We start from the raw sequence: 13,809 nt of genomic DNA on the forward strand, positions 1-13,809 counted from the left end.
CTCGATCATCGCCGCCGGATCGCCACCCGTTACCGCCCACGCACTTCCCGACGTGCCGTGCTCGTGAGAAGTCCCGTCACCGGGTGTGGGAACCTCGTGGCGTGGGCCGATCGAACCGGGTGGCGCTGGGTGAAGGAGGTGGACCTGGTGGACTCCTCGCCTGAGCAGGTGCGGTTCACCGAGGAGGAAGCGCCGGCCAACCTGCGCGCCGTGCTCGAACTGTGCGCGGCCGGGCAGGTGAGGTGCAGTGACAAGACCGGTCGTCCGTCGGCTGCGAGCGTTCGCGCCGTCGGCGCGCACCTGGTGCGCGGTGACTTCTACCCCGACGAGCCCATCGCGGCGTTCGCGTGGCCGCTGCTGGTCCAGGCCGGTGGCCTGGCGACACTCGACGGCACCCGGCTCCGGTTGACCCCGAAGGGCCGTGCGGTGCTCGGGAAGCCGTCCGCCGAGGCCGTCCGGGGCCTGTGGCGGCGCTGGCTCACCCACGCGGTGATCGACGAGTTCAGCCGGGTCGAGCAGGTCAAGGGGCAGCAGGCGCGCAACGTGCTCACCGCGGCCAAGACCCGGCGGCAGGCGGTCGCCGCGGCGCTGGCCGGCTGCCCGCAGGACAAGTGGGTCGACGTGGACTTCCTGTTCGCCGCCATGCGGCGCGGCAACATGAGCCCCACCATCGCCCGCACGGACAGGGCGCTGTGGAAGCTCTACCTGGTGGACCCGGAGTACGGCAGCCTCGGCTACGAAGGGCACCACGACTGGGAACTCCTCGAAGGTCGCTACACCCTGGCCGTGCTGTTCGAGTACGCGGGCACCCTCGGGTTGGTCGACCTCGACTACGTCGACCCACGCGGTGCGCGCGACGACTACGTCGACAACTGGGGTGGCGACGACCTCGACGCGCTGAGCCGCTACGACGGACTCGTGGCGATCAGGCTCACCGCGCTGGGTGCCTATGCCCTCGGGCTGACCGACACGTACCGACCGCCTGAGTCCAAGATCGTCGGGGACCGGCCGTTGAAGGTGCTGCCCAATCTCGACGTCGTCGCCACGGGTGACCTCGACGCCGCGGACCGGCTCGTCCTGTCCGCCCACGCGGAGCAGACCGCCGACCGGGTCTGGGCGGTGTCGGCCGCCGGTCTGCTCAGGGCGCTCGACAACGGCCGCGACCTCGGCGAGTTCGTCGACTTCCTCACCGCGCGGACCGGGCACGACCTGCCCGACGCCGTGCGCACGCTGGTCGCGGACGTCGAGCGGCGGGGCTCGCGGCTGACCGATCTCGGCCACGTCCGCGTCATCGAGTGCGCCGATCCCGCGCTCGCCGCGTTGATCACCCGTGACCGCGCGACTCGCGCGCTGTGCCGCCCGATCGGTGACCGCCACCTCGCCGTCCGGCCGGAGCAGGAGCCGAAGTTCCGCAAAGCCCTGCTCAAGCTGGGGTACGTCGTCCCGGCTGGGGTCCGCGGAGGTGGGCTCTGACGGGGCGTTCGGTGAACGGGCTCGACTCCGTCGCCCTGCGGCCCCTGTGGCGGGCCGTGCACGACCGGTTGTCGTCGGGGCGGCCGGTCAGCCGGGTGAAGGTCGGCCCCCTCGACGAGGAGGAGCGGTCGGCCGTGGCCGATCTGCTGGGGGCCGATCGACTGCCGGGCCGGTACGCGACGGTGTCGGTGGCCGGGCTCGACGAGCTGCTCCGGGAGTCCGTGGGGACGGGGGTGCGCGAGGTCGTCGTGGCCCTGCTGGGCCCGCTGGACGACCGGGCCGGACGCCGGGCGCTCGCCACCGGTGCCCGCTCCGAGCTGTGGGCGTGGCTGGCCGAGCACCCCGTGGTGACGGCCCAGCCGGCGCTGCGGGACTGGGTGGACGCCGTTCGGCGGGCCGGGCTCGTCGGCGGTTCGGTCGAGCGCACCCGCGGTGAGCTCGACCGGGCACTGCGGGTCGTCGCCGCGTTGCCCGCGACGGGTGTGCCGCTGCCGGTGCTGGCAGAGGCCGTCCTCGGCGATCCGCACGCCCTGGACGAGGGAACGCGGTGCGCCGGGCTGGTCCAGCGGGCGCTGGCGACGCTCTACGGCGTCGACCTGCCGGGGGGCGCGCAGGAGCGGCGGGCGCTGTGGGAGCGCGCCGGGGTGGTCGAGGACGAGTTGTCCTCGACCGTCCTGGTCGCCGGCCTGCGGCTGGGTGGTGTCGGGGGCGGTGTGCTGCGCGTGTGCGCCGACGCGGGGCACGTCGCGGCCCTGACGTTGGCGCAGGTCCGCGCGACGTCGTTCGTCGGGACACCCGGGGACGTGTGGGTGTTCGAGAACCCGAGCGTGCTCGCGGTGGCGGCGGCCCGGTTCGGTGCTTCGTGCCCGCCGGTGGTGTGCACGTCCGGCTGGCCCAACAGCGCGGTGGTCGTGTTCCTGCGCGGTCTGACGACGGCCGGGGCGACCCTCCACCACCACGGGGACCTTGACGGCGAGGGCGTGCGGATCGCCGCGCACGTGATGGCGCGCACCGGTGCCGTGCCGTGGCGCATGGCCACCGACGACTACCTGTTGGGGCTGGGCGGCGCACGCGTCGGCACACCGGTGGGGCGGGTCACCGAGGCGCCGTGGGACGGTGGGTTGGCGGACGCGATGCGCGAGCACGGGCTGGCGGTCCCGGAGGAGCGGGTCACCGCGCGGCTGTTGGACGAGCTCGACGAGTGCGGACGGGGTGCCGGCGATCTGCCGTAGCGTGCTCGACCGGTGGGAGGAGGGTGCTCTTGGAGGCCATGCGCGTGCCGCCGGAGATGTTCCGGTTCGCCACGGGCGAGCGGGCCGAGCTGTACGTGGCGGTCCTGCACGCGTTCGGTGAGGCCAACGAGCGGTTGGAGACCGCTCTCGGGCTGGACGACGTGCGGGCGAGGCTCCGCTCGGTGGGGTGGCTCGACCCGCTGGACGACGAGGACCTGACCGGGGCACTGGGGCGCCTGCGCGGCTGGGGGCTGCTCGACGTCACCCAGAACCACGCCGAGGACTACCGGACCGCCGACGAGTACGAGCGGCGCAACCTCCAGTACTCGTTGACCAGGCGCGGTGAAGCCGCCCTGGCCGGTGTGGTGCACGCGATGGCCGTGCTGGCCTCGACGGGCGCGCTCCAGACGGCGGTGCTCGACGCGATCGCGGACCGGCTCGGGGAGCTGGTCGCGCAGCTGGGCGATGCCGGTGTGCCGGATCGCCGGGTCTTCAGCACGCTGGTCGAGCTGGAGGGGCACTTGGAGGCGTTGCGGGGCAACACCAAGCAGTTCAACGGCGAGCTGCAGCGCCTGCTGCGGGCCGAGGGGGCCGATCAGGAGACGTTCCGCGAGGTCAAGTCGGCGACCGTGGCGTACCTCCAGGAGTTCACCACGAACCTGGAGCAGCGGGCGCACGTGATCGCCAACCGGGTCGAGCTGGTCGAGGAACGGGGAGTGGCCCTCCTGCACCACCGCGCGCTGGTGGGCGCCGAACTCCCGCCCACCTCGGGGGGCGATCCGGCGGTGGCGTGGCTGGAGCTGCGCCGGGCCAGGTGGGAAGGGTTGCGCGCGTGGTTCCTGCCGGCGGGCGGCGGCGCGCCCAGGGTGCAGCAGCTGTTCGTGGTCGCCAGGCGCGCGATCATCGCGTTGCTGCAGGTGCTCGACCGGATCACCGAGTCCAGGCGCAGGTCGACCAGTGCGGCGGCGGACTTCCGCGAGCTGGCGCGCTGGTTCGCGGTCGCGCCGGCGGAGGAGGACCTGCACCTGCTGTGGTCGACCGCCTTCGGGCTCGGCTCGGCCCGCCACGCGCACCTCGCGCACCCCGACCCGGAGCTCGTGGGGTCGTCCGCCCGGTGGGCCGACGCGCCACCGGTGGAGGTGTCGGCGTTGCTGCGCAGCGCGGGGCGGACCGAGCGGTTCAGCCGCACCGGGCGGGTGCGCGACGTGGCCGCGGTCAAGGCGGCGCGCACCGGGGCGGCCCGTGCGGAGCGGGCCGCGCTGAAGGCCGCGTGGGACCGGCTGGACACCGGTGGTGGCACGAGGTTGTCCCAGTTCGGGCGGTTGGACCACGAGGTGCTCGACCGGCTGCTCGACCTGCTCGGGCGGGCCTTGGCCGCGGCACCGGACCGGCACGGCGTCCACCGGGCCACCACGGGTGACGGGCGGGTGGAGATCCTGCTGAGGCCGCCGGGGGCGCACCGCGAGCAGGCGGTGCTCAGGACCCCGCGCGGCGTGTTCACCGGCCCTGACTACGACGTCGAGATCCGCACGCCGGGTGGTCGTGCGGCGCAGCGGCCGCGGAGGGCTGCCGAAGGGGTGGCGACCGGATGAGCAACCTGGCGAACCAGCTGGTCATCGCGGAGCGCGAGGAGGTCGCGCGGGCGATCCGCCTGCTGCTGGCGACACCGCTGATCGGAGCCGGGGCCGCGCCGGAGGCCTTCGACCTCGTGCGCAGGCGGCGCGAACCCGTCGAGAAGTGGTTCGACTACTACTGCGGGTGGTCGCTGGTCGTCGAACCGCGCCTGGGGTACGCGCGGTTGGCCAAGGTCCGGGTCGCCACCGACCCCACCCGCCCGGCGCGACGGCACCGCACGGGGCGGGCGCCGTTCGACCGCCGCCGGTACACCCTGCTGTGCGTGGTGGCCGCCGAGCTGCTGGGGGTGCCGGTGACCACGGTCGGGCTGCTGGCGGACCGCGTCGTCCAGGCGTCGGCCGCGGACCCCGTGCTGCCGCCGTTCGACACGGCCAACCGCGCCGAGCGGATGGCGTTCGTCGACGCGCTGCGACTGCTGGAGTCGGTCGGCGCGGTCGAGGTGGTGGACGGCGCCACCGAGTCGTTCGTGGACTCCGCCGACGCGAAGGTCCTCTACCGGGTGGACGCGACGCTGCTCATGCGCCTGTTGGCGACCCCGGTCGGCGCGTCGCAGGTCGCGGTCCCCTCGGGGGAGTCGCACATCGGCGAGGTGCCGCCGCGCTTCACCGAGCTGCTGACCCGGTTGTCCCGCGAACGGCGTTACGGCGACGCCGACGAGCCGGTGTCCGAGGTCCAGCGCAACCTGTGGCTGAGGCACTCCGTGTTCCGCAAGCTGGTCGACGACCCGGTCGTGCACCGCGACGACCTGACACCCGCGGAACGGGCCTACCTGTCGTCACCGACCGGCGGGCAGCTCGTGCGCCGGGCCGCCGACCAGGCGGGGTTGCTGGTGGAGGAACGTGCCGAAGGCGTCATGCTGATCGACCCGGACGGCGTGGCCACGGACAGCCGGTTCCCCGACGACTCCGGCAACGCCAAGGTCGCCGCCCTGCTGCTCCTCGACGTGATCACGGCCGGGGACGGGCAGGTCGCCGTGGAGCAGTTGCGCGCCGAGGCCGACGCGCTGCTCGGCCGCTTCCCCCGGTGGGCCAAGGGGTACCGCGGCGAGGACGGGGCCACGAGGCTGGTCGCCGACGCGCTGGACGTGCTCAGGGCGTTCGGCCTCGTCCGGCTCGACAGCGGTGTCGTGCGCGCCCGGCCCGCCGCCCACCGCTACGCGGTGACCCGGACGAGTGCCGACGACGTCGAGGAGGGGTCGTGACGGTGACCGGGCTGCCGCGCGCGGAGAGCGGCGACGCGCCGGGGGCGGTGGCCAGGTGGGTACCCGAACGCGCCGGGATCCTGAACGTGTGGCGCTACTACGACGAGGTCTTCAGGTTCCACAAGGGGCGGTTGCTGCTGCGCGGCCCCAACGGCACCGGCAAGTCGAAGGCGCTGGAACTGCTCCTGCCGTTCCTGTTCGACGCCAACCTGCGCGCCAACCGGCTCTCCACGTTCGGCACGTCCGAGCGCACCATGCACTGGAACCTGATGGGGGAAGGGGCGACCGGCACCACCAGGGTCGGGTACGTGTGGCTGGAGTTCCGCTTCCCCGGCGCGGACGGCTCGCCGGACGAGTGGTTCTCCTGCGGCGCGCGGCTGGCCGCGACCAGGCACACCACCGCGGTGCACCCGGACTACTTCACCACCGGGCAGCGCATCGGCGTGCCGGGCGGCCTAGACCTCACCGACCCGAACAGCGCACCCCTCACCGGCAAGGCCCTGGAAGCCGCGCTCGGCGACCGGGGCACGCTGCACCAGAGCGCGGCCGACTACCGGGCGGCCGTGCGCTCGACCCTGTTCCCCGGTCTGAGCGAGCAGCGCTACGACGCGCTCATCACGGCCCTGCTCCAGCTCCGCACGCCGAAGCTCTCCCAGCGGCTCGACCCCGGGCTGCTGTCCACGTTGCTGTCCAAGGCGCTGCCGCCGCTGGGCGAGGCGGAGATCAGCGACCTCGCCGAGGGCTTCGAGCGCCTGGACCGGCAGCGTGAACAGCTCAACCGCCTCGACGCCGAGGTGCAGGCCGCGCAGCACCTCAGGACCAGGCAACGCGCGTACGCGCAGCGCGTGCTGCGCGCCGCGGCGGCGAGGCTGATCTCCGCCACCACGGAGCTGGGCAACCTCGCGGACGCCGCGAAACTCTCGGAGGACGAGCACCGCCGCGCCGCGCTGCGCAAGCAGGAGGCCGAAGAACGCGGCGAGCTGCTGGAGCAGCGCATCGTCGAGGCGGAGGGGCGCATCCAGGGCCTGACCGGCAGCGAGGCGTACCGGAGGGGGGAACAGCTCGACCGGCTGCGGACCCGCGTGCGCGAGGCTCGTGCGACCGCCGGGAGGTGGCGCGCCGACGCGGCCCGCCACCGCCGAATCGCCCGGACCGACGCGGAAGCGGCCGACACCGCCGCCCGGCACGCGGAGGCACGGGCCGCGACCGCGGGAGCGCTGGCCGAGGGCGCCTCGACCGCCGCCGCCCGCGTCGGTCTCGCCTCGGTGCACGCCGAGATCACCCGCGTCCTCGCCGACCCCTCGCGGTCGCGGGCCCTGCTGCGCGCCGCGGTCCAGGCACGTGCCGAACAGGTCGAGGCCGTGCGCGCCGCGCTCAACGAGCACGAGGTCGCGGTCAACAGCAGGCAGGACGCGGAACGGGCGCTCGACGAGGCACGGGAAGCCCTGGCGGAGGCCACCGAACAGCGGGCCGGGTTCGCCGACCGGCGTGGGGCCGCGCTCGCGGAGCTCCGGGCCGCCGTCCTGGCGTGGGCGGCCGGCTGCCGTGAGCTGACCTTCGCCGACCCGGGGGCACTGGCGGACCTCGCGGCGTCGGAGACCGCCGTGCTGACCGAGGTCGACTCCGCCGCGAGCCGCGTGCTGGACGCCATCACCCGGGAAGAGACCCTGGTCGGGACGGCGCTGGAGAGCGCCGGGCGTGAGCGGGACGCCCTGCGCGACGAGGTCCGGCGGCTGCTGGCCGAGGAGGACCTGCCTCCCCGGCCACCGCACACGCGCACCGCGGACCGCGGGGCCATGACCGGCGCGCCGCTGTGGCGCCTGGTCCGCTTCGCCGACGCGGTGCCCGACGACGTCCGCGCGTCCGTGGAGGCCGCGCTCCAGGCGTCCGGGCTCCTGGACGCCTGGGTCGGCCACGACGGCGCGGTCGCCGGGCACGACACGTTCGCCGTACCGGGTGCCGTGCCGTCGGCACCGGGGCGCTCGCTCACCGACGTCCTCGTACCCGAGGCCGACGCGCCCGTGGCCGCCGACGTCGTCGCACGCCTGCTCGGTGGCGTGGCCTACGGGGAGGAGCTGCCCGGAGCCCACCCGGTCGCCATCGGGGCCGACGGTGGTTGGCGCGTGGGCAACCTGCGCGGCACTTGGCGCAAGGACGAGGCCGCGCACATCGGCGCGCTCGCCAGGCAGCGGGCCCGGCAGCGCCGCTTGGCCGAACTGCGCGAGCGGATCGTCGCGTCGGAGGAGCTGATCGGAACGCACGTGGCCGCTTCGCGGTCGCTGGCCGAACGCAGGTCCGACGTCGAGGCCGACCGGCGCGCCCGGCCCGACCACACCGGCGCGAACGCGGCGCTGGAGGACCTGACCCGGGCGGATTCAGCGGTCCACAGCGCCGACGGCGTGGTCCGGCGGTCACTGGACGGCCTGGCGAAGGGCGAGCGGCGCGTGGACCGCGCCCTGCGCGCGCTGACCACTACGGCAGCCGAACACGGCCTGCCCGCCGAGCGGAACGCGCTCACCGCCGTCATGGCCGCCGCGGACGCCTTCCGGACCGCGTCCGACGCCTGGATCGACGAGCACGCAGCCCTGCTCACGGCACGTCGTGAAGCGGACCGGACCGCCGCACAGGCCCAGCGGTCCCGGCTCGCCGCCGAACAGCGCGAGGACGAGGCGGACGCCGCCGAAGCCGCGGCCCGCGGGCTCGACAGCGAGCTGGACGCCGTGGAGGGCACCATCGGCGTCGACTACCGGCAGGTGCTGGACGAACTCGCCGCGCTGCGCGAGCAGCTGGACTCGGTCAGGCGCGAGGCGAGCGCCAACCGGAAGGGGATCGGCACCCTGGCCGTGCGCCTGGGGGAGCTCACCGCCCAGCGGGCCACCGACGCACGTGACCGCGACCGCGCCACCGAGGTGCGCGACCAGGCTGCGGCGCGGTTCCGGCACCTGTCGGACGGCAGCCTGCCCGCCGACAGCGGTCTGGACGACCTGCCCGCGTTCCGGCAGGTGCTGACGGCGTCGAGCGGTGTCCGGGCGGCGCTGGACGCGGCGAGGTCGATCGCGGCCGCGTGGCCGACGCTGCCCCACTCGCCCAAGAACCTCGGCGACGCCGCACACCGGTTGGCGGAGGAGGTGCACGCCTCCCGCGAGGTGCTGGGCGGTCGGGCCGACCTCGAACTCGACTCCGACGAGGACGTCCAGGTCTTCTCGGCGGTGGTGGACGGGGTGAGGATCGGCGCCTCGGCGCTGCACGACCTCCTGCGGTCCGACGCGGAACGCAGCAGGGAGGACATCACCGGGCAGGAGCGCGAGCTGTTCGACCGGACCCTCACGGGGGACACGCGCCGCCACCTCGCCGCCCGGATACGGCAGGCGCACGACCTGGTCGACGGCATGAACGCCCGCCTGGAGCGCGTGCGCACCGCCTCGAAGGTGGCGGTGCGGTTGGTGTGGGAGGTCTCGCCCGAGCTGCCACCGGGCACGAAAGCGGCGCGTGACCTCCTGCTCAAGGACCCGGTGCGGTTGACCGAGGAGGACCGCGAGTCGCTGCACCGGTTCTTCCGGGACCGGGTCGAACAGGCCAAGGGCGACGAGACGGCCACCAACTGGGAGCAGCAACTGGGGCAGGTGTTCGACTACACGGCCTGGCACAGGTTCGTGGTGAAGGTCGACCGCATGAACGGGACGGGCTGGCAGCCCCTGACCAAGAAGCTCCACGGTGCGCTGTCGGGCGGTGAGAAGGCGATCGCGCTGCACCTGCCGCTGTTCGCCGCCGTGGCCGCCCACTACCAGGCCGTCGCCGGAGCGCCGCGGGTCATCCTGCTGGACGAGGTCTTCGTCGGTGTCGACAGCGTCAACCGCGGCCAGGTGTTCGCACTGCTGTCGGCGCTGGACCTCGACCTGGTCCTCACCTCCGACCACGAGTGGTGCACCTACCGCGAGCTGGACGGCATCGCGATCCACCAGCTGATCAGCGGTGGCGACGACGACGCCGTCACGACCGCCCGGTTCGTGTGGGACGGCGCCGAGGTGCTCGACGACGAGGTGGTGGGGGACGACTGAGCGCGGTTCCCCGCAGGCCGGAACCCGGATCGATCAGAGGTCGTGTCGCCGGTCATGCCGCGAGTGGACGACTCGCCGGGATCGCTCGCGCGTACAGTGCGACCTCGGTCCGTTCGGGGGTGTGACCCGCTCGGAAGGTGAACCGTGCTCGACGCGTGCGACCACCGGGGGACGCGTCGACCTAGGACGCGGATGACCGCGGGAACGGAACGGGGATGTCCGAGGAACGGTTGGGCTTGCGCGAGCGCGCCGCGTTGTTGGTGTTGATGGCGGAGGCCCGCGAGTTGACCAACGCCGAGCTGCGGGAGCTGGCCGGGTTCACCCTCGACGGCGTCCACCGCCGCCGCCTCAACGACCTCGGGCTGGTGGTCAGCACCAAGGTGGGGCGCGCTTACGTGCACGACCTCACGGACGAGGGCGCGGTGCGGTGCGGGGCCGAGCTGTCGGCTTCGCGTCCTCCTCGGGCCGGGTACGCCGGTGGGGCGCTCTACGTGCTGCTGGCCGGGTTGCGCCGTCACCTGGAGGCCACCGGTGGCAGCCTCGGCGAGCTTTTCAGCCCGGACCTGGGGCACCGGGTCGAGGCGGCTTACCGCGTGCTCGCTCCCCGGCCCGGCGACGCGGTGTCCCTCCGCTCCCTGCGCGAACACCTCGACGACGTGCCGGCCGACCGGCTCGACCGGGCGTTGACGGCCCTCGCGGACCGGGACGACGTCCACCTGCGGGGCGAGGCGGACCAGAGGTCGCTCACCGAGGCCGACCGGCGGGCGGCGCTGGTGCTCGGCGGCAGTCCCCGGCACACCCTGGCGATCGAGGCGGCCGGGTGAACGAGGAGGAGCGCCACGCGCTGTCGTCGGTGCAGTTCGGCTGGGCCGTGACGCCGGACGACATCTGGAGCCCCATGGACCACCACGTCGACGGCCTGCACCCGCGCGCCGTCGACGCCGTCACCCAGGCTGTCGCCTCGGCCGGACGACGCCCGAAGGTCAGCCCGATGGGCATCGTGCTGCGCGGTGAGCGCGGCGTGGGCAAGACGCACATGCTGGGCTGGCTCAGGCAGCACGTGCAGCAGCAGGGCGGGTCGTTCTTCCTGCTCAAGCTCCTCGACGGCCACTCGTTCTGGGCGGGCGCGGTGCACGGCGTGGTGGGCGGCCTGCTCGACCGCCAGGGCGGGCAGCTGGGGCACCTGCTCGGCGAGCTCGCCCGCCTCACCGGCCAGGACCGGGAGACCGGCCTGCGCCTCACCGGCACCCTGCCGGTGCGCAGGCAGGACGTCGACGACCTGCTCGACGGGCTGCGCTCCCTCGACCCCCAGGTCGCCGTCGAGTGCCAGGACACGCTGCGGGCGCTGGTCCTGTACCGGGCGAAGGGCAAGGCGTGGGAGGCGGGCAACGCCTACCTGGTCCTGCCCGACGGCGTCGAGCCCGCCGACCGGGCGGAGTGGGGGTTCCGCGCGCCGTCCCGGCCGCCGCAGCTGCTGCTCGGCGACCTGTCCAGGATCTTCGCGCTGATCGGCCCGGTCGTCGTGGCCGTCGACCAGATCGACAGCGTCATCACCCAGGCCGCCGACGCGCCGGGGGAGGAGGCCCTGGTCGACCGCCTGGCCGACGGGCTCATGCGGGTGCGGGAGGAGACCCGGCGCACCATCGTGGTGGTGGCCTGCCTGCCGCGCTCGTGGGACCTGGTCGAGCACCACGCCGTCCACTCCGCGGCCGACCGGTTCCGCGTGCTCGACCTGCGCACCGCCATGCCCAGCGCGGCGGTGGCCACCGCCATCGTGGAGCGGCACCTGGGCGGCCTCTACGGCGAGATCGGCTTCACCCCGCCGCACGCGACCTGGCCCGTCCACCCGTCGGCGTTCACGGGGGCGGACGTGGCCAACTGGACGCCCCGGCGGCTCCTGCAACGCGTCGACGAGCACATCCGCCGGTGCCTCGCCCACGACGAGGTCGAGGAGCTGCGGGACTTCGCCACCGCCGCGCCCGAGCCCGCGGCCCAGCCCGCCGTGGTGTCGCGGGAGGCGGACGACCTCGACGCGCTGTTCGACCGGCTGCGCGACACCGCCGACGTCCTCGCCCCGCTGGACCAGCACCGGGAGGACGAGCGCGTGCAGGCGCTGCTCGGTGCCGCCCTGCACTGCTTCGTGCTCGAACGGGGCGCCGACGGCCCGGTGCTGACCGTCGACGCGTCGCGCGGCGGCAACCCGCCCCTGCACGCCCGGCTGCGCCTCACCGTCGACGAGGCCCGCGAGGGCGAGGTCCACTGGAGCTTCCGCGCCATCGCCCACACCCACGCCCGCGCCGTGCTCGCGCGGCTCAAGTCGGCCCAGCTGGAAGCGGAACTCCGGCGGGGCGACGACAAGCGGCACCTGGTCGTGCTGCGCAACGCGCCCTTCTCCGGCGGGCCGGCCACCACCGCGGCGGTGGAGGCGTTCCGCGCGGACGGCGGCCTGGTCCTGCCGGTCGCGGAGAGCGACCTGCGCCTGTTCACCGCGCTGGAGAAGATGCGCGACCAGTCACCGCCGGGGTTCCTGCCGTGGCTGCTCGACCGTCGTCCCGCGTCCTCCTCGCAGCTGCTGACGACGGCACTGGCGGATCTCGACGACTTCGCGGCGGCGCCGGTACCGCAGGGTAGCCACGACGACCCCCGTCACGACGACCCCCGTCACGAAGAACCTCGTCACGACGAACCCGAGCCGGTGTCCGAGTGGCCGGGGATCAGCGGCACGCTGGCCGACGTCACCGCCACTTCCGACGTCACCGCCACTCCCGACGACGCTGTCGAGGAGGCGGTCACCGGTGAACCGGGCGTGCGCCTGGGCACCGGTGTCGTGACCGGCACGCCGTTCACCGTGCCGCTCGCCCTGCTGCGCAAGCACACCGTCGTCTTCGCCGGCAGCGGTTCGGGCAAGACCGTGCTGCTGCGCCGGCTGGTCGAGGAGGTCGCCCTGCACGGGGTCTCCTCGATCCTCATCGACACCAACAACGACCTCGCCCGGCTGGGCGACCCCTGGCCGTCCCCGCCCGCGCTCTGGGAACCCGGTGACGCCGAGCGCGCCGACCGCTACCTGCGCGACACCGACGTGGTGGTCTGGACGCCCCGGCGCGAGGCGGGCAGGCCGCTCACGCTCGACCCGTTGCCCGGCTTCGACCGCGAACCCGACGACCCGGACGAGTTCCGCGCCGCGATCGACGCCGCCGTGGCCGGGCTGGTGCCCCGCGTCAACCTCGGCGGGCGCCGGGCCACCACCGGCAAGGCCGTCCTCACGCAGGCCCTGGCGCGCTTCGTCCGCGCCGGGGGAGGCGAGCTGCGGGACTTCCTCGCGTTCCTGGCCGACCTCCCGCCCGAGGTCAGCACCGTGCGGGACGCGCCGCGCCTCGCCGCCGACATGGCCGACGGCCTCAACGCCGAGATGATCAACGACCCGGTGTTCGGCGGGGCCGGTGAACGGATGGACCCCGGTGTGCTGCTCACCCCGCCGCCCGGCAAGCGGGCCAGGGTGTCGGTGGTCAGCTGCATCGGCCTGCCCAACGACGACCAGCGGCAGACCTTCGTCAACCAGCTCCAGCTCGCCCTGTTCTCCTGGGTCAAGCGCAACCCCGCCCGGGACCGGCCGCTGGGCGGGTTGTTCGTGCTGGACGAGGCCCAGACGTTCGTGTCCTCGCGCACCACGACCGCGTCCACCCAGAGCACGCTGACCCTGGCGTCGCAGGCGCGGAAGTACGGGCTGGGCATGGTCTACGCGACGCAGGCGCCCAAGGCGCTGCACAACGTGGTCTCCGGCAACGCCGCGACGCAGTTCTTCGGCCTGCTCAACGCGCCCGTGCAGATCCAGGCGGCCACCGACCTGGCGCGGGCGAAGGGCGGCCGGGTCGACGACATCTCCCGCCTGCCCGCCGGTCATTTCTACGGGGCCACGGAGGGCACGGGCATGTCCAAGATCCGGGTGCCCCTGTGCCTGAGCCACCACCCGCCCACGGCGTTGGCGGAGGAGGAGGTCCTGGCGCGGGCGCGGGCGTCGACGGCGGGTGCGGAGGACCGGCGCGGAGCTTGACCCGGTCACGCCGTCGAGGACGGCGGACGAGCCAGCCCGTCCCGCGGGCGGGACGCTCGCGGGCGGGGGCCGTGCTCGCGGGCTGTGGTCACCCTGACAGAACGGTGACGAAGGGGCCGTCGTGTATTACGGTCTGCGAGCGCTGCTCGGTTATGGGCC

At 74.3% G+C, this 13,809-nt stretch carries 7 protein-coding genes; all 7 read left to right on the forward strand.

The window, feature by feature from the left end; translation table 11 throughout:
* Positions 1–129: 129 nt before the first annotated feature.
* The 7 genes from ACRAKJ_RS05000 to ACRAKJ_RS05030 all read left to right on the forward strand — a co-directional run bounded on the left by ACRAKJ_RS05000 (position 130) and on the right by ACRAKJ_RS05030 (position 13,650).
* Complete coding sequence (locus ACRAKJ_RS05000; RefSeq protein ID WP_438924078.1) at positions 130–1,473, forward strand: helicase-associated domain-containing protein; 1,344 nt, start codon at positions 130–132, stop codon at positions 1,471–1,473.
* 11 nt (positions 1,474–1,484) lie between these two features.
* Positions 1,485–2,705, forward strand: a complete 1,221-nt coding sequence (locus ACRAKJ_RS05005) for a TIGR02679 family protein (protein WP_438924079.1) — start codon at positions 1,485–1,487, stop codon at positions 2,703–2,705.
* Between the two features lie 38 nt (positions 2,706–2,743).
* On the forward strand, positions 2,744–4,297 hold the full coding sequence (locus ACRAKJ_RS05010; RefSeq protein WP_438924085.1) for a TIGR02677 family protein: 1,554 nt from the start codon (positions 2,744–2,746) through the stop codon (positions 4,295–4,297).
* A complete protein-coding gene (locus ACRAKJ_RS05015) occupies positions 4,294–5,541 on the forward strand; it encodes a TIGR02678 family protein (protein ID WP_438924080.1) in 1,248 nt (415 codons plus the stop codon). Before ACRAKJ_RS05010 ends, ACRAKJ_RS05015 begins: the two co-directional genes overlap by 4 nt.
* Positions 5,538–9,599: a TIGR02680 family protein gene (locus ACRAKJ_RS05020; protein ID WP_438924081.1), complete on the forward strand. Its 4,062-nt coding sequence runs from the start codon at positions 5,538–5,540 to the stop codon at positions 9,597–9,599. Before ACRAKJ_RS05015 ends, ACRAKJ_RS05020 begins: the two co-directional genes overlap by 4 nt.
* A 215-nt stretch (positions 9,600–9,814) precedes the next feature.
* Positions 9,815–10,423: a hypothetical protein gene (locus ACRAKJ_RS05025; protein WP_438924082.1), complete on the forward strand. Its 609-nt coding sequence runs from the start codon at positions 9,815–9,817 to the stop codon at positions 10,421–10,423.
* On the forward strand, positions 10,420–13,650 hold the full coding sequence (locus tag ACRAKJ_RS05030) for a helicase HerA domain-containing protein (protein WP_438924083.1): 3,231 nt from the start codon (positions 10,420–10,422) through the stop codon (positions 13,648–13,650). The genes ACRAKJ_RS05025 and ACRAKJ_RS05030 overlap by 4 nt, the downstream gene beginning before the upstream one ends.
* Positions 13,651–13,809: the final 159 nt, after the last annotated feature.

The organism is Saccharothrix sp. DSM 118769, from assembly GCF_052936295.1.